Raw genomic sequence first — 15,071 nt, forward strand, 5'->3', positions numbered from 1 at the left:
CCGACGCCGGAACCGCCCGCGAAGGCGGGCGGGCGGCAGCAGGCCCTCCCGACGCGGCTTCAGCCGCCCGCCATGGCCACCGTTGCAAGAAGATTCGTGACACCCCCTGATCAGAGCACAAGCGTGGCGTACATAATCGCCAGAAAGAGCCCGCCGCCCAGCAGCACATACTCGACGACGAGGCGCCGATGGAGACGCCCCTGGGCCTCGTGCTGCAGCAGGCTGACCGCCACATAGAAGATCACCAGCAGCAGCGTCCCCGCGATCAGGAAGGTCGTCGCCCAGTAGTTCAGCGGCCACGTCGCCTCGGCCAGGGTCATCCCGACCAGCGCAGCGATCAGGAAGCTGCCCGGCCGCGGCATCCAGGCCATCAGCGCGTAGGACAGCAGCGTCGCCGTGGTGCCGATCAGCGTCGCCGAGTAGAGCGTGCGAAAGCGCGTGTAGTAGACGGCGCTGAAGCAGCCGAAGGCCAGCAGGTAGGCGATCACCTGGAGCACCGTCTGCGCCGGCTGGCTCACCTGCGGCCGGCGGTCGAGGGCGAAGTGCTGGGCCAGGAGCACCGCCAGCAGCGACCCGCCCGCGGCGACGAGGGCCATCGCGAAGGCGGCCCCTTGCAGCGCCCCGCTGAACAGCCGGAAGAACGCGAATGAGCCCACGACGCTGAAGGAGGGCAGGATCCAGAAGGCCGGCGCGACCTCGAAGCGCACGAGCCCCAGGTTGATGATCGGCAGCGCGCGCGCCTGGAGCTGCGGGTGTGACCGGGCCAGCAGATCGGCCCCCGCGCAGGTGATCACGACCAGCGAGGCGATCAGGAACCACGAGAGCGTGATCGTCGGCAGGTCGCCGCCGATCACGATCCGGAGGGTGTTCGGATTCCCATCGACGAGGAAGATTACGGCCAGCCCGATCAGGATGATAAAGACGAGCGAGACGATCCGATCATAGCGCGGTTGTGGCGAGGGCGTCATCATTATTCGTTCGGCCTGTTGGGGGGTATCTGCACAGTTTTTTCTGTGCATAGCTATGGCATAAGGTTGACATAGATAGTACAGCATGATATATTTTTTCTATAGAAACGATTTTATTAATCTATGTAAGATAAGAGCCTTCGCGATCCTCAAGCCTTCACAAACCCGCTCAAACCTCCCACCCATATACCCGAGGTCTCGACCATGAGCGTCCAGCAAGACATCTCCGATCCAGAGCCTTCATCGGCCGAAATAGAGTTTGAGGCGTACACGCTGCTCCGCCAAGTCAACTCGATGCTTGAAACCTATAACCGCTACGACCTGCGGAGCGAAGAGCTCACGGTGCCGCAGTTCATGATCCTCACCTACGCGACCCCGGACGGGGTGCCGCTCAGCGCCCTCAGCAGCCGTATGCGCTGCGACAACAGCAACCTCACCGGGATCGTCGAGCGCCTGATCAGCAAGGGCTATGTCGAGCGGCGGCCAGACCCGCAGGATCGCCGGGTGAGCCTGATCTGCCTCTCGCCCGCCGGGGCCGATAAGCTGCGCCGGATCAAGCCCCGCCACCACGCCCGCGTCAGCCGCCGCATGCGCAGCCTGGCCCCGTCAGAGGTCACCCAGCTGCACAACCTACTCCAGACGCTCTTTCAGGGGCTCCAGTATGAGCCCGCCAGCGACCCCGCCGAGTAGCGAGGTGGCTGGGGCATCCGCCTGGAATTTCTTGTTGTTTTGGCCAAAACAACGCCGGTTTTTAGGGCGGAAGCCCTAACGTTAGTACGTATGGGCGCGCACTCGCTGAGCGTCACCGAACCCGCACGGCTAGCTATCCTCGCGGCGCTGAAGCTGATCGGCGCTCTGGCGCTGGACATAGAGCGGCGGCACCGCGTAGAGCGCCCGGTCCAGATCCGTCACCCTCGGGTCAACCGCACCCAGCGACCAGCGGCCATCCTGCTTGATGATCTGCGTGCCGAAGCGCTGGGGGTGGCCGCCCTTCACCAGCCAGCGATCCCACGACATCGCCCGCAGCGTCCAGGCCCGCTCCTCACCCAGCTCGGTGGCGCGACGCGCGAGCATACGGGCCATGCTGTAGTGGCCCTGAGTCTCACCGCAGAGCATCACCCAGGATGCGTGAAAGTGATCGCGGCCATCGCGCACAAGCCCGGCGCTGTACAGGTCGATCACCCGCTGGCAGCGGCGCCGCGCCCCGGTCATATCGACGGACCCGGCCTGCGCCTCGATCGCCTCGCGCGCCAGGCGCGCCAGCTCCTCGCTCGACTCCTCGCGCTGCGGAGTCAGGGCATCATCATCGTCATCCATAGCGTCAATCCTCCAGCCGGCCCCTATGCAAACGACACCGACACTGTCAGTGTACCACAAGGGGCGGCCACGCTACCCGTCGCGCTCACGCCTCAGGCTGATCTCGAAGCAGGGCCGGCAGAGGGTTCGCATCTCGGGCTCGCCCCACGCGCGCCGCCAGTGTACCGTGAGCCTGCGGTCGGTCCGGCCACAGCCCGCGCAGCGCCGCCCCGCGCGCCAGAAGGCCAGCGTGTAGCGCGGCCACCAGATGTAGTCGAGCAGCATGTGGAGGCTCAGCCCGATCGCCACCGGCCGCAGGGCCGCCCGGCGCGAGGCAGCGACCCACAGCGGCGTGAGCAGCAGCAGCGGGTTGTGAAGCCATGAGCGCAGAGGTCCATAGCGCGGGCGCGAATCCCCGGCCAGGCCGGGGTCGTGGCGGTAGCGGTTATAGACAAGCGCCCCAGCCACGCTCCAGTCGCCGGTCTGGAGCGCGTACAGCACAAAGTGATCGACGTCGATCAGCGTCCCGCTGAGCAGGACCGCCGCCGCCCGCAGGGGCGAGCGCGGGTAGATCGCGACGCCGGCGAGGGCGGAGGTGATCGCGTGGGTGCGAAAGCGCATAGGCGATGGGGGTCCTTCCCGGAGCGACTCAGCTCTTCTCAGTCTTGAAGGTCGGCCCGTGCTCATCGTAGCGCTCCCAGAACGGGTGGCGCACGCAGGCGAGATCTTTTCGCCCGCCGCCCAGCAGGAACTGGCGCGCGGCCGCCGCCGGCATGAGCGACTGGTCTACCTTACCGGCGCGGTAGGCGGCCATCACCGCCTTATAGCTCGGGGCATCGCCGATCTCGGCCAGGAGCGCCACGGAGCCGGCGACCGCCACATCAGGCAGAGTCTCGTCGGTGAGCCGGCGGCGGGCCTCGGCGATCACCGCGTCGCGCACCTCGGGGGCGTAGGTCGCCACATAGGCCAGGGCGTTCGCCGCCGCCCCGCGCGCCTGCGCGATCACGCCCTCATCGTCGGCGATCTCCCACAGAACGGGCACGGCCGGCGCGCCCACCCGGCCGATGATATGGAGGATCTCGTTGGCGTACATGCTCGCCGGGATATCATCCTCCGGGTCGATGATCGGCACCGGCAGGGCGTTGAGCAGCGGGGCGATGATCGACGGCTCGGCCAGCTCGCCGAGCAGCCGCAGGGCGTGCAGCGGGCCAAGGCAAGCCGGCACCTCCGCATGAAGCGCGGGGATGTCGGTCGCCAGCGCGATCAGCGCCGCGCGGGCGTCGTCGCCCAGATCGAGGATCTGCCCCACAAGGCGCTCGTCGGGGCGCAGGCCCGCCCTGCTGAGCTGGCGCACCAGATCGGCGGCCGGTGTCGCGACAGGCATTCCAACCTCCCTGAATGATTGCAGATTGTAGATTGCAGATTGCAGATTGCGGATTAGGCTGTACGCAGGCGTAAGCGATTATGTTTACCTAGAATCGAGCTCGGGCGCAGTATAGCATACGCCCCACGCCTCGCGCCTCACACCAGATCCAGCAGCGGCCTGAAGGTGCGCCGATGGATCGCGCAGGCCCCGCGCGCCGCCAGCGCCCGCTGGTGCTCCGCCGTGCCATAGCCCTTGTGGGCGGCGAATCCGTAGCCGGGAAAGGCCATGTCGGCCGTCCGCATGAGGCGGTCGCGCGTCACCTTCGCCACCACCGAGGCCGCCGCGATCGAGAGGCAGCGCGCATCACCCCGGATCAGCACCTCCTGGGGGTGCGGCAGCGCGGGCAGCGGCAGCGCGTCGATCAGCAGGGCGTCCACCGGGCAGGGCAGCGCGAGGAGGGCGACCGTCATCGCCAGGCGCGTGGCCGGCACGATCCCGTAGGCGTCGATCAGGAAGGCCGGGACGACGCCGACGCCGACCCCCGCCGCGTGGGCGTGGATGCGCGTGTAGAGCAGCTCGCGGGCGGCCGCCGTCAGCTGCTTCGAGTCATCGACGCCGGCGAGCAGCTCGGGGCGGGCCAGCGCCGCGGGCGACAGGGCCACGGCGGCGGCGACCACCGGGCCGGCCCAGCAGCCGCGGCCGGCCTCGTCGATCCCGGCCAGGGATATCAGCCCCCGCCGCTGGAGGGCAAGCTCATGCGCGATCGTCGGTGCCATCGTCCCAATGCGGAGTGCGAGACGCACATCTGCCCACATTCGCTCATTCGCCGCTATTGGTGATCCAGGTCGCCCACCAGCACCAGGGCGCGGCTCGGGCCGACCCGCACCCAGCGCGGCGAGAGGGCCAGATCGCCGATAGACATCGTGGGCGGCGCGGCATCCTGGCGGTCGTCGCGGGCGACGGGGGCCTGGAGCGTGAGCCGATAGGCCAGGTCGACCAGGCGCGCGTAGAGGCCCCGGTCGAGCTGGGCCAGCGGGAGGATCACGACCCGGCCGCCGGGCGCGAGCACGCGCAGGATCTCGGCGTGGGTGCGCGGGTCGGCGATATACTCGCTGGGGAAGGTGGCGAGGACCGTGTCGAAGGATGCGGGCGCGAGCGGCAGGCGCTGGGCGCGGGCGCGGGCGAGGCGGGCGGGGAGCCCGGCGCGGCGCAGGCGACGGCGGGCGCGGGCGATCATCTGGGGCGAGGCGTCGACGCCGAAGGGCGGGGACGCGCCCGCCGTGGCGAGGGCCAGCTGCAGGTGGCCGGGGCCGAACCCGAGCTCAAGGACGCGCCCCCGCAGGAAGGGCAGCGCCGCCCGCGTCCAGCGCTGCCACAGCCCCCCGGACACCGCTGCGGCGACGAGGTCGTACGCCCAGGAGAGCTCGCGGTAGAGCCGCTCGAAGGCCCAGCGGACAAGATGTGTAAGGGCGCAGCAGTCGCTACGCGACTGCTGCGCCCTTACAGAATCGCTGTAGCGCAGCACTAGTCGCGGCGCTCCTTGATGCGGGCGGCCTTGCCGGTGAGCCCGCGCAGGTAGTAGAGCTTGGCGCGCCGCACCTTGCCGCGCCGCATCAGCTTGATGCTGTCGAGGCGGGGGGCGTGGAGCAGGAAGGTGCGCTCGACGCCGATGCCGTGCGAGGCGATCCGGCGCACGGTGAAGTTCTCGTTGATCCCGCCGCTGCGGCGCCGGATCACCACGCCCTCAAACTCCTGGACGCGCTCGCGGACACCCTCGACGACCTTGACGCCGACACGCACCGTGTCGCCGACCCGAAACTCAGGGATATCCTGCTTGTACTGGCGCTGGGCCAGCTCGGTAAGAATCTGCTGCGACATTGCCTGTCGCTCCTTTCGTCTGCACCTGTGTGTACGCTTGATTGAGAGCCGTAAAGACCACGGGCGCAGCCCGCTTCGATCTCACATAGAATATGGCAGGTAGCACAGCACTACCTGCCACGATGGCTCATCGCTGGAGCGGATTATAGCATAAGCCCTAGTGGGCGGCAAGTTGGCCGTAGATCCGCTCCCCGTGGGGGTTTGGGGTTTTGGCGGCTGCGCCGCCAAAACCCCAACAAACGTAGGGTCTGGGGCTTTGCGCTAGGCCTTATAGGTGGCGAGGGCCGACTCACGGTCGGGGTAGATCTTGAAGAGCGTGTCGAATCGGCTCTTGCGGAAGATCTCGGCGATCTGGGGCTGCATCCCGGCGAGCCGCAGGTCCCCGCCGAGGGGCTGCACCGCCTTGAGGTTGGTCAGCAGCATGCGCAGGGCGAGGCTGGCCACAAAGTTCACCTGGCTCATGTCGGCGAGAACCTTGCCCTTGTGGGCGGTGACCGTCTCGGCGAGGTTGCCCTCAATGGCCGCCACACCAACCGCGTCGAGGCGGGCGGGCAGCTCAATGACCAGGACGTCGTCGATATGCTCTACGTTCACGGGCGGAACCCCTTTCCATTGCTCGGGAGGTGATATGCGCGAGTCACACTGGCATTCTGGGCGTCTATTATATCATGTCGATTCGGGCGGCAGTAGGGGGCGCAGCGCGCTGCGCCCCTACGCCGCCCGCGTGACGATCATCAGGGTCATGTCGTCGGCCTGGGGCGCCCCGGCGGCGTAGGCGTCCACCTGGCGGATCACCATGCTGACGAGGTCCTGGGTGGGCATGGCGACGCCCTCGCGCAGCACGGCGTGCAGGCGGTCGTCGTTGAAGGGCTCGCCGGCGGTGTTCATGGCCTCGGTGATGCCGTCGCTGAACAGGATGAGGCGCTCGCCGGGGCCGACGTGGCTGTGCTGCACCTCGAACTCCTGGCTGGCCATGATCCCGATCGGCAGGGTGCCCTCCTCAAGCTCGCGCAGCCCCTGGCCGGGGGCGTCGACCAGCAGCGGCGGGTTGTGGCCGGCGTTCACATAGGCCAGGTTGCCGCTGCGCGGGTCGAGCACGGCGTAGAAGAGCGTGATAAACATGTTGCTCTCGGCGTGCTCGCGGCAGATGTAGTCGTTGACCAGCCAGAGCGCGCCGGTGAGGATGCTCTCGGGGTCGAGCACCATGCCGCCCTGGAAGATCCAGGGGGCGAGGGAGGCGGCGCGCAGGAGCGAGCGGCTGAGGGCCACGAACAGCGCGGCGGTGACGCCCTTGCCGCAGGCGTCGGCCACCACCAGGCCGAGGCGGCCGTCGCTCAGCTCGATGCAGTCGTAGAAGTCGCCGCCGACGGCCTGGGCGCCGCGGCTGTAGGCGGCCACCTGCCAGCCGGCGGGCTGGGCCAGGGTGCGCGGCAGGAAGGACTCCTGGATCTGGCGGGCGACGGCCAGCTCCTGCTCGATCCGGTTGAGCCGGATCAGCTCGGCCTGGGCGGCCTTGAGCTGCTGGTAGGCCTTGAGCAGCTCGGCGTTCTTGCGCTCCAGGTCGCCGATCATGCGCTGGTTGGTGTTGCGCACGCGGGTGGTGCCGTTGCGCAGCATGCTCATGGCCAGCTCGGGGTTCGAGCCGATCAGGGTCTTGAAGTCGGACTCGGTGATCACCACCAGGTGGCTGGGCTCGACGGCGCGGATGGTGGCCGAGCGCGGGCTGCGGTCGATCAGGGCCATCTCGCCGATGATCTGGCCGGCGGCGTAGACCTCAAGCTGGTGCTCAACCTCGTTGACGAAGGTGAGCACCTCCAGGGAGCCGCTGAGGATGACGAAGCAGTCGTAGCCGGTGTCTCCCTGGTGGAAGAGCACCTCGCCGGCGTCGAGGCGGCGCTGGCCCATGCTCGCGGCCATCTGGCCGAGGAGGGCCGCGTCCAGGTGCTCGAACCACGGAACCGCGCGCAACAGGTCGTGCAGCATCTCACCGCCCTTTGATCACAGTCAGCTCATTCCATCCGCTCGAGGCATCGTGCTGGTACGTAAGATCGTCGGCGAACTCGCGGACGAAGTAGAGCCCCAGGCCGCCGACATCGCGCGAGGCCGCGTCGGCGTCGCTCAGGTCGGGGTCGGGGTGGTCGCGCGGGTCGAAGGACTCGCCCCGGTCGCGGATGTGGATGCGCAGCGTGCCGCCCTCGTAGGAGCAGTCCAGCTGGATCACGTCGCGGTTGGCGTCGGAGTAGCCGTACTTGACGATGTTGGTCGCGATCTCCTCGATCACCAGGCGCATCAGGTAGCGCTGGTCGGCCGTGAGGGGCATGCGGCTCTCCACGCTGTCGGTGAAGGCCATCAGCGTGGCGATGCTGTCCCAGTCGGCGAGCACTTCGATCGACTGTTGCATCAGCGTCCCCAGGGTACAGGGTACAGGGTACAGGGTACAGGGTACAGGGTACAGGGTACAGGGTACAGGGTACAGGCGGAGGTGATGGGCGACGGGCGGCTCTCACTTGATGAGGGAGCGCGCCTGTCCCCTATCCCCTATCCCCTGTCCCCTAATCATAGCACGGTGGGCGCGGGGCGGCTATGTTATAATTTTCATATCCAGATGGAATAAACAATCTAAAGATCCGCCGAAAGGAGCCGTTCAGTGCTGAACCTCGCCCTTCTGCTGGAGCAGAGCGCCCGCCGCAACCCCGGCAAGCTGGCCGTGATCCTCGACGACTACAAGCTGCGCTACGCCGAGGTCAACGGCGCGGCCAACAAGGTCGCCAACGCCCTGGTGCAGATGGGCGTGCAGCCCGGCGACAAGGTGGCGATCATGCTGCCGAACACCCCGCACTTCCCGATCTGCTACTACGGCATCCTCAAGGCCGGCGCCACGGTGGTGCCGCTGAACGTCCTGCTCAAGCACGGCGAGGTGCAGTACCACCTGGAGGACAGCGACTCGGTGGCGCTGATCGCCTTCGAGGGCTTCATCCAGGAGGCGGCCCAGGGCTTCCGCGGCGCCGAGGGCTGCCGCAGCCTGGTGGTGGTGCAGGCCCCCGGCAGCGCCAACCCCATCCCCGACGGGGCGACGACCTTCAACCAGATGATGGCCGACCACAGCCCGGCCTTCGACACGGTGCAGACCGGCCCCGGCGACACGGCGGTGATCCTCTACACCTCGGGCACCACCGGCCGGCCCAAGGGCGCCGAGCTCAGCCACTTCAACATGTTCTTCAACGCCATGGTCGGCGTCGAGAAGCTGCTGAACGTCAAGGACGACGAGATCGGCCTGGCCGTGCTGCCGCTCTTCCACTCCTTCGGGCAGACCTGCGTGATGAACGCGCTGCTCTACGCTGGGGCGACGATCACGATGCTGCCGCGCTTCGAGCCGCTCAAGGCCATGGAGATCATCCAGCGCGACAAGGTGACGTACTTCGCCGGCGTGCCGACGATGTACTTCTACCTGCTGAACCACCCCGAGGCCGGCGGCTACGACCTCAGCTCGCTGCGGCTGTGCGTCTCCGGCGGCTCGGCCATGCCCGTCGAGGTGATGCACGCCTTCAACGCCAAGCACAATGTGACCATTATGGAGGGCTACGGCCTCTCGGAGACCTCGCCGGTGGCCTCGTTCAACCACCTGGACAGGCCGACCAAGCCGGGCAGCATCGGCACGCCGATCTGGGGCGTCGAGATGCGCGCGGTGGACCCGGAGGGCACGTCGGTGCCCGCCGGAGAGCTGGGCGAGATCGTCATCCGCGGGCACAACGTGATGAAGGGCTACTACAAGCGCCCCGAGGCCAGCGCCGAGTCGATCCGCGGCGGCTGGTTCCACACCGGCGACCTGGCCAAGGTGGATGCGGACGGCTACTTCTTTATCGTCGACCGGGTGAAGGACATGATCATCCGCGGCGGCTTCAACGTCTACCCGCGCGAGATCGAGGAGGTGCTCTACGGCCACCCGGCCGTCGCCGAGGCGGCGGTGATCGGCGTACACGACCAGGCTCTCGGCGAGGAGGTCAAGGCCGTCGTCGCCTTCAAGCCGGGCCAGTCGGCCAGCGAGCAGGACCTGATCGGCTACTGCAAGGAGCGCCTGGCGGCCTACAAGTACCCGCGCAGCATCGAGGTGCGCGACACCCTGCCGAAGACGGCGACGGGGAAGATCCTGAAAAGAGAGCTCAAGTAAGGGCGCAGCAGCAGAAAGAGCCCTGTCGCGTTGCGACAGGGCTCTTTCTGCTGCTGCGCCCCAACGCATCAGAAGCCCTATGGGGATCTAACAGTGATGGTCGTCAGCACGACGGGCGCGCCGCCATCCGCAGGGAGGGCCGCGCCCATCGCCGCGTCGTACAGACCGATCTCGAGGCGGTAGTCGCCGGGGGGCAGGGCGGGCAGGGGCATATCGGCGCGGTCGATCACCAGCTCGCCGGGTCGCCAGCGCGATGTCGGATAGTCCGCGTAGCGCAGGGGCAGGTCGCGCTGGGCAACGGTAGCGCCGGCGGCGTCCACGAGGTGGACGAACAGGGTGTAGTCCACATCCATCGGGGCCAGGGCGCGCCAGTAGAGGTTAATCTGCGCGGGCTGGCCGGGCGACAGCGCGCGGGCGTCGGCGCCCTCCAGGGGCGTCATGCGGGCGCGCGGATCGCCGGGGGCCAGCTCGTAGCCGAGGAGGGCCAGCTCGCCGCCGAAGGCCGCCGCGCGGCGGGCGAAGGGCATCAGCTCGACGTGCTCGCCGAGGTCGATCAGGGCGCCGCCGGGGCCGGGCTGCGCGCCCAGGTCGCGGTCGGACAGGCTCAGGATCAGATCGCCGTAGCCGAGCACCTGCCGGTAGGCGTCCTGATCCTGTGGGCCATACCTGTCGGCGTTGAGCGCCAGGAAGCGGTAGCCGCGGGCGCGGTACCAGTCGGCCGGGTAGGTGGCGAGCCACGGTACCGGGGCGACCGCCGGGTCGCCGGACCACTGGACGGGGTTGAGCTCGACGGCGGCGAGCATGCCGCGGGGCTGGGCGCGCATGGCCTCGGCGATCTGCTCCAGGCTGTAGGTTTTGGCCCAGTAGCCGAGCAGCCAGGCCGAGCCGGCGGCCTGCGGGGCGAGGAGGAGCAGGGCGAGCACGACGAGCGACGACTGGCGGATGACGAGCGGCCAGATCGCGCCGGCGCGCTGCCCGCCACCCGCCGCCCGTCGGAGCCGCGCCGCAGCTGCATGGGCAGGATCGCGCTGAGCAGCACGGCCGTCTGCGCGCCGCGCCGCCGGGCGAGGGCGGGCAGCCCAGCCAGCAGCAGCAGGCACCCCGCAGGCATCAGCCCGTCGGCCCAGTAGAAGGCGGCGTACTGCCCAAAAGGCCATGCGCCCGTGAAGTCGCCGTGCTCGCCGCTGGCGTAGTGGGCCGCGTTGAAGCGCAGGGCACCCAGAAAGGCCGGCATGTCGAGGATGGCGTAGGGCGTGGCGATCAGGAAGACGAGGCCGGAGAGCAGGCCTGCGGCCATAAGCCGCCCGGCCTGGCGGGGGATGGCCGGGCGGCCGGCGTCGCGCAGGTAGACGAGCGCGGCGGCGGCCAGGGCCAGGCCGACGACCCCGGCGTTATATTTGGTCCCGGCGGCCAGCCCGGTGCCGAGCGCGCCGATCAGATAGCCGCGCCAGGAGCCGCGCCGGGCCACATCCCACGCCCCCAGCAGGGCCAGGGTCACCCAGAGGCCGGTGGGCGCGTCGGTGGTGATATAGTGGCTGTGCTCGATGTGGAAGCGGGAGAGGGCCAGCGCGGCGGCGGCCAGCAGGCCGGCCCGACGGTCGAACATCTGGCTGCCGAGCAGGTAGAGCAGGGGGGCGGTCAGCGCGCCGAGCAGGGCGGTGACGGCGCGCAGCCAGAGGTAGAGCTGCGGCTGGGTCGTGAACGTATAGGTCCTGGCGACAAGGTCCTGGGCCGAGCCGTAGAGGCCGACAGACTCGCCCCAGGCCAGGTGCAGACGGGCGGCGGCGGCCAGCAGGTAGTAGCTCAGCGAGGGGTAGAGGAAGGTGCGCGGGTTGAGCGAGCCGTCGCGCACCATACGCACGACCGTCTCGACCAGGGCCGGCTCATCGGGGTGCTCGACGTAGGGCAGCCCCCAGCCGAGCGCCCAGAGGCGCGGGGCCAGGGCCAGGGCGAAGATCAGCAGCGGGGCGAGCCACGCGTCGCGGCGTGAGGGTGTGCGCATGGCGCGCATTATACCGCCACAAGGATTGCAGATTGCAGATTGTAGATTGCAGGCGAGACGACACCTGTACTGCTTTGTGTAGCAGCACAGATACAATCTTATAATCTGCAATCTGCAATCTGCAATCTACAATCTGCAATACCTCTACGGCACCGTGCGTCGCATCACCTGGCCGAGGCCGGTGATGTCCTCGATCACCCGGGGATCGCCGAAGTACTCGACTGAGCCGTTGCCGCTGATGGTGGCCCGAAGCTGCTCCTCGACGCGCACCACCGCGTCGGCAAAGCCGTCGATCGTCACCGTGGCCCGCTGGCTCTCCAGGGAGCTGCCGTCGTAGGAGCCGGCCCCCGAGAGGGTCACGGTCTGCTCGCGCACGGTGCCGGCCACCGTCACGGTGTTCGCGCCGAGCACGCTGACGCTGAGGCTGTCGCCGCTGATCCCGCTGGCGCTGATGCCCCCGGCGCCGCCGGCCACGATCGAGCGCAGCTCGCGCACCGTCAGGCGCATCTGGAGGCCGTAGGTCGGGTGGGCGCTCCCATCGACGGAGATGCGCATGGTGTCGCCGTCCACCTCGCTGATGATGTGCGGCAGGATGTTGCCCTGGCCGAGCAGCGTCAGGCCCTCGGCGTCGCCCTGGACGATCTCCAGGCTGCCGAATGCGCCGAACTCGACGGCGCGCACGCCGCTGGCCGGGCGCTCCTCGCGGATGACCGGGCCGCTGCCCTCGATCAGCGGGCCAGGCCCCTGGGCGCACCCGGCGAGCAGCAGCCCTATGATGATGGCTCCCATGATGGCGCGGAGTCGGGACACGGTGGATCTCCCTTTGCGATTGCAGATTGCAGATTGCAGATTGCAGATTGCAGATTGCAGATTGCAGATTGCAGATTGCAGATTGCAGATTGCAGATTGCAGATTGCAGATTGCAGATTGCAGCAGTTGTGCCAATGTACACAAAGAACACGGGTCTGCCCGCAGTATAGCGGCGGGCGCGGCGCGGATGGGAGAAGAAGCCCCCAGCCATCAGGACAATATCTTACCGCAGGGCGGCTATAATACGGACGAGGCGCGTTGCGTGTTGAGTACTGAGTGTTGAGATGACGATGAAACACTATGAGATAGACGAGCTGGTGCGCTGCGAGGTCTACACCAGCTTTGTGGACGACGGCGGGCCGCCGGACGCCGAGGCGCTGGCCGGGCGGCTGGGGCTGAGCCTGGGCGAGCTGCACGGCTCCTACGAGCGGCTGGCCGACGAGCAGGCCCTAGTGCTCGACCCGCGCAGCCGAGCGATCTGGATGGCCATCCCCTTCTCGGCGGCGCCGACGCCGGTGCGCGTGCGCGCCGACGACGGGCGGGCCTGGTGGGCGAACTGCGCCTGGGATGGCCTGGGCATCCCGGCGATGCTCGGCATAGACGCCACGCTCGAGACGGCCTGCCCGGCCACGGGCGCGCCGATCGCGGTGAGAATCTATAGCGGCACGCCCGAGCCGGGGCCGTGGGCGCTGCGCATGGCGGTGCCCCTGGCCAAGTGGTGGGAGGACATCGGCTCGACCTGAGGGAACATCCGCCTCTTCCGGTCGGAGGAGATCGCGAGAGCGTGGTGCGCGCGCAGCGGGCGGCCCCTGGGCGCGCTGCTCAGCCTTGGGCAGGGCTGGGCGCTGGCCCAGGCCTGGTTCACCGACCCGCGCCGGCCCGGCTGGCGCCGCCGGCCCCTGGCCGACCTGTCCGGCCTGGTGGCCGACCTCGGCCTCAGCGGGCCGTTCTGGGACACTGAGGCACTGAGGCGCTGAGGCACTGAGGCGATTCAGTGCCTCAGCGCCTCAGTGATCACATAAAGAGCGGCGTGGGCGCCAGATCCGCCATCGCCGCGTCGCGCTCGTCCTGCGGGCCGGGCACGAAGCGGCGGGCCGCGTCGAGCACCTTCGGCAGCAGGTGGATGTCGCCCGGCGTGTTCAGAAAGACCCCCGGCCGGTTCAGCACCCAGTGTACGGCGGCGTCGACCTCGGACTGCTCGCTGAAGGGCTCATACCAGGTGGCGGCGGTGCGCGCCTCGCCGGCCCAGGGGCCGCGCGTACACGACTTGATCGTCTGCACGGCCACGTCGCGCTCCGCGCAGATCGCCATCAGCGAGTCGAAGTCGGCCCGGTAGGTGGCGTTCTGCATCATCGCGTAGTTGAAGGGCAGCAGCACCGAGTCGAAGTCGTAGCGCTCCAGGCTGCGCCGGTGCATCCAGCCCGCCACCGTGTAGTGCCCCGTCACCCCGATGAAGCGCACCAGCCCCTGCTCCCTGGCCTCGATGAAGGCCTCCAGGGCGCCGCCGGCCCCCATCGCCCGCTCCCACTCGTCCGGCTTGACCAGGCAGTGCATCTGCCAGAGGTCGATGTGGTCGGTGCGCAGCAGGTCGAGCGAGCGGTGCAGGTGCTCCTTGGCGGCGGCGTAGCTGCGCTCCTCGGTCTTGGTGGCCAGGAAGAAGCGGTCGCGGTAGCGCCCCGTCCACGGGCCGAGGCGCTGCTCGGATTCGCCGTAGCTGTTGGCGGTATCGATGTGGTTCACCCCGGAGTCGAGCAGCAGCTCCATCGTCTGATCGGCCTCGGCCTGGGTGACGCGGCCGAGCGCGGCGGCCCCGAAGAGCGTGCGGGTGCTCTGGTGGCCAGTGCGGCCGAACGGACTGCGCGGGATCTCTGTCATCGTCTGCTCCTTCAATAGCGGCGGGCGCGCGGGACATAGCGGGAGTATACTTTATAGGAGGGCCGCACGGGGCGGCTCAGTAGCGCAGATCAGGAGATTGGCCCCCATGTCTACCACAGACACGCGCTTCGCGGCCCTGGAGGGCGCGGAGTTTATGGTGCTGACGACCTACCGGCGGTCGGGCGACCCGATGCCGACGACGGTCTGGTTCGCCGAGGCCGGCGGCAGGCTGTACGTGACCACGCAGGGCCAGGCGGGGAAGGCCAAGCGCATCCGCGCCAACCCGGCGGTGCTGGTCGCCCCGAGCGACCGGGTGGGCAACGTGAGCGGCCCGGCGGCCTCCGGCCAGGCCCGCATCCTCGACCAGGGCGAGGCGGAGTGCGCCGAGGCGGCCCTGCGCGCCAAGTACGGCGAGCAGTACACGGCCCTGACCGGCCGGATGGCCGAGGGCGCGGTGCGGATCTTTATCGAGGTGACGCCCTAAGGGGACAGGGGACAGGGGACAGGGGACAGGCGGAGCGCCTGAGCAGGCGACCGGGCCGCCAGCAAGCTGGCGGCCCGGTCGCTATCTACCCAGTGCTCAGCAGCCCGCGCTGGATGGCGATCGTCACCGCCTCGGTGCGCGAGCGGGCGCCGAGCTTATCGAAGATCCGGCTGAGGTGGCTCTTGATCGTGTTCTCGGAGATCGTGAGCTGGGCGGCGATCTCC

The 15,071-nt window shown here is 68.7% G+C and carries 20 protein-coding genes; 5 read left to right on the top strand and 15 right to left on the bottom strand.

Annotated features, from left to right (window positions below; all coding sequences use genetic code 11):
- Positions 1 to 110: 110 nt before the first annotated feature.
- Positions 111 to 971 (bottom strand): hypothetical protein, encoded by an 861-nt coding sequence (locus tag K2Z83_RS05690; protein ID WP_255603370.1) that lies wholly within the window; start codon positions 969 to 971, stop codon positions 111 to 113.
- A 201-nt stretch (positions 972 to 1,172) separates the two neighbouring features.
- Here K2Z83_RS05690 and K2Z83_RS05695 point away from each other — a divergent pair, with 201 nt between their 5' ends.
- Entirely contained in the window at positions 1,173 to 1,658 is a 486-nt protein-coding gene (locus tag K2Z83_RS05695) for a MarR family winged helix-turn-helix transcriptional regulator (protein ID WP_220594205.1), read from the top strand.
- Between the two features lie 129 nt (positions 1,659 to 1,787).
- Here the strand turns inward: K2Z83_RS05695 and K2Z83_RS05700 are convergent, their stop codons facing one another.
- The 9 genes from K2Z83_RS05700 to K2Z83_RS28790 all read right to left on the bottom strand — a co-directional run bounded on the left by K2Z83_RS05700 (position 1,788) and on the right by K2Z83_RS28790 (position 7,909).
- Entirely contained in the window at positions 1,788 to 2,285 is a 498-nt protein-coding gene (locus K2Z83_RS05700) for a hypothetical protein (protein WP_220594206.1), read from the bottom strand.
- A 72-nt stretch (positions 2,286 to 2,357) separates the two neighbouring features.
- Entirely contained in the window at positions 2,358 to 2,885 is a 528-nt protein-coding gene (locus tag K2Z83_RS05705; protein ID WP_220594207.1) for a hypothetical protein, read from the bottom strand.
- Between the two features lie 28 nt (positions 2,886 to 2,913).
- The gene (locus tag K2Z83_RS05710; RefSeq protein WP_220594208.1) at positions 2,914 to 3,648 is read right to left on the bottom strand and encodes a hypothetical protein; all 735 of its coding nucleotides are present in this window, start codon (positions 3,646 to 3,648) and stop codon (positions 2,914 to 2,916) included.
- Between the two features lie 137 nt (positions 3,649 to 3,785).
- On the bottom strand, positions 3,786 to 4,406 hold the full coding sequence (locus K2Z83_RS05715; protein ID WP_220594251.1) for a ribonuclease HII: 621 nt from the start codon (positions 4,404 to 4,406) through the stop codon (positions 3,786 to 3,788).
- A 53-nt stretch (positions 4,407 to 4,459) separates the two neighbouring features.
- Complete coding sequence (locus K2Z83_RS05720; protein WP_370650077.1) at positions 4,460 to 5,155, bottom strand: class I SAM-dependent methyltransferase; 696 nt, start codon at positions 5,153 to 5,155, stop codon at positions 4,460 to 4,462.
- Entirely contained in the window at positions 5,155 to 5,508 is a 354-nt protein-coding gene (rplS, locus tag K2Z83_RS05725; RefSeq protein ID WP_220594209.1) for a 50S ribosomal protein L19, read from the bottom strand. The genes K2Z83_RS05720 and rplS overlap by 1 nt, the downstream gene beginning before the upstream one ends.
- A gap of 261 nt (positions 5,509 to 5,769) precedes the next feature.
- A complete protein-coding gene (locus K2Z83_RS05730) occupies positions 5,770 to 6,102 on the bottom strand; it encodes an STAS domain-containing protein (RefSeq protein ID WP_220594210.1) in 333 nt (110 codons plus the stop codon).
- A gap of 117 nt (positions 6,103 to 6,219) precedes the next feature.
- On the bottom strand, positions 6,220 to 7,491 hold the full coding sequence (locus K2Z83_RS05735) for a PP2C family protein-serine/threonine phosphatase (RefSeq protein WP_255603371.1): 1,272 nt from the start codon (positions 7,489 to 7,491) through the stop codon (positions 6,220 to 6,222).
- Position 7,492: 1 nt separating this feature from the next.
- A complete protein-coding gene (locus K2Z83_RS28790; RefSeq protein WP_255603372.1) occupies positions 7,493 to 7,909 on the bottom strand; it encodes an ATP-binding protein in 417 nt (138 codons plus the stop codon).
- A gap of 246 nt (positions 7,910 to 8,155) precedes the next feature.
- Between K2Z83_RS28790 and K2Z83_RS05740 the strand changes: the two genes are divergently transcribed.
- Positions 8,156 to 9,676 (top strand): long-chain fatty acid--CoA ligase, encoded by a 1,521-nt coding sequence (locus K2Z83_RS05740; RefSeq protein ID WP_220594211.1) that lies wholly within the window; start codon positions 8,156 to 8,158, stop codon positions 9,674 to 9,676.
- 77 nt (positions 9,677 to 9,753) lie between these two features.
- Here the strand turns inward: K2Z83_RS05740 and K2Z83_RS05745 are convergent, their stop codons facing one another.
- From K2Z83_RS05745 to K2Z83_RS05755, 3 genes are all read right to left on the bottom strand, one after another.
- On the bottom strand, positions 9,754 to 10,308 hold the full coding sequence (locus tag K2Z83_RS05745; protein ID WP_220594212.1) for a hypothetical protein: 555 nt from the start codon (positions 10,306 to 10,308) through the stop codon (positions 9,754 to 9,756).
- Positions 10,287 to 11,678 (bottom strand): glycosyltransferase family 39 protein, encoded by a 1,392-nt coding sequence (locus K2Z83_RS05750; RefSeq protein WP_220594213.1) that lies wholly within the window; start codon positions 11,676 to 11,678, stop codon positions 10,287 to 10,289. Before K2Z83_RS05750 ends, K2Z83_RS05745 begins: the two co-directional genes overlap by 22 nt.
- A 144-nt stretch (positions 11,679 to 11,822) precedes the next feature.
- Complete coding sequence (locus tag K2Z83_RS05755) at positions 11,823 to 12,488, bottom strand: GIN domain-containing protein (protein ID WP_220594214.1); 666 nt, start codon at positions 12,486 to 12,488, stop codon at positions 11,823 to 11,825.
- Positions 12,489 to 12,514: 26 nt separating this feature from the next.
- Between K2Z83_RS05755 and K2Z83_RS05760 the strand changes: the two genes are divergently transcribed.
- Together K2Z83_RS05760 and merB are read left to right on the top strand one after the other, a co-directional pair.
- Entirely contained in the window at positions 12,515 to 12,658 is a 144-nt protein-coding gene (locus tag K2Z83_RS05760) for a hypothetical protein (protein ID WP_220594215.1), read from the top strand.
- 120 nt (positions 12,659 to 12,778) lie between these two features.
- Positions 12,779 to 13,231, top strand: coding sequence for an organomercurial lyase (gene merB / locus K2Z83_RS29800; protein WP_220594216.1), 453 nt, complete (start codon positions 12,779 to 12,781; stop codon positions 13,229 to 13,231).
- Between the two features lie 271 nt (positions 13,232 to 13,502).
- Here merB and K2Z83_RS05775 read toward each other — a convergent pair whose 3' ends face one another.
- Positions 13,503 to 14,363 (bottom strand): aldo/keto reductase, encoded by an 861-nt coding sequence (locus K2Z83_RS05775; RefSeq protein ID WP_220594217.1) that lies wholly within the window; start codon positions 14,361 to 14,363, stop codon positions 13,503 to 13,505.
- Between the two features lie 106 nt (positions 14,364 to 14,469).
- Between K2Z83_RS05775 and K2Z83_RS05780 the strand changes: the two genes are divergently transcribed.
- On the top strand, positions 14,470 to 14,847 hold the full coding sequence (locus K2Z83_RS05780) for a PPOX class F420-dependent oxidoreductase (protein WP_220594218.1): 378 nt from the start codon (positions 14,470 to 14,472) through the stop codon (positions 14,845 to 14,847).
- An 85-nt stretch (positions 14,848 to 14,932) separates the two neighbouring features.
- On the opposite strand, the gene K2Z83_RS29805 is transcribed toward K2Z83_RS05780, so the two are convergent.
- Entirely contained in the window at positions 14,933 to 15,067 is a 135-nt protein-coding gene (locus K2Z83_RS29805; protein ID WP_370650080.1) for a response regulator transcription factor, read from the bottom strand.
- Between the last annotated feature and the right edge of the window lie 4 nt (positions 15,068 to 15,071).

It is taken from the genome of Oscillochloris sp. ZM17-4, assembly GCF_019599295.1.
Classification (GTDB): domain Bacteria; phylum Chloroflexota; class Chloroflexia; order Chloroflexales; family Chloroflexaceae; genus Oscillochloris.

Coding starts and splice junctions, on each gene's coding strand:
- K2Z83_RS05690 (WP_255603370.1), bottom strand. CDS start 971: ATGATGACGCCCTCGCCACAACCGCGCTATGATCGGATCGTCTCGCTC.
- K2Z83_RS05695 (WP_220594205.1), top strand. CDS start 1,173: ATGAGCGTCCAGCAAGACATCTCCGATCCAGAGCCTTCATCGGCCGAA.
- K2Z83_RS05700 (WP_220594206.1), bottom strand. CDS start 2,285: ATGGATGACGATGATGATGCCCTGACTCCGCAGCGCGAGGAGTCGAGC.
- K2Z83_RS05705 (WP_220594207.1), bottom strand. CDS start 2,885: ATGCGCTTTCGCACCCACGCGATCACCTCCGCCCTCGCCGGCGTCGCG.
- K2Z83_RS05710 (WP_220594208.1), bottom strand. CDS start 3,648: ATGCCTGTCGCGACACCGGCCGCCGATCTGGTGCGCCAGCTCAGCAGG.
- K2Z83_RS05715 (WP_220594251.1), bottom strand. CDS start 4,406: ATGGCACCGACGATCGCGCATGAGCTTGCCCTCCAGCGGCGGGGGCTG.
- rplS (WP_220594209.1), bottom strand. CDS start 5,508: ATGTCGCAGCAGATTCTTACCGAGCTGGCCCAGCGCCAGTACAAGCAG.
- K2Z83_RS05735 (WP_255603371.1), bottom strand. CDS start 7,491: ATGCTGCACGACCTGTTGCGCGCGGTTCCGTGGTTCGAGCACCTGGAC.
- K2Z83_RS28790 (WP_255603372.1), bottom strand. CDS start 7,909: ATGCAACAGTCGATCGAAGTGCTCGCCGACTGGGACAGCATCGCCACG.
- K2Z83_RS05750 (WP_220594213.1), bottom strand. CDS start 11,678: ATGCGCACACCCTCACGCCGCGACGCGTGGCTCGCCCCGCTGCTGATC.
- merB (WP_220594216.1), top strand. CDS start 12,779: ATGAAACACTATGAGATAGACGAGCTGGTGCGCTGCGAGGTCTACACC.
- K2Z83_RS05775 (WP_220594217.1), bottom strand. CDS start 14,363: ATGACAGAGATCCCGCGCAGTCCGTTCGGCCGCACTGGCCACCAGAGC.
- K2Z83_RS05780 (WP_220594218.1), top strand. CDS start 14,470: ATGTCTACCACAGACACGCGCTTCGCGGCCCTGGAGGGCGCGGAGTTT.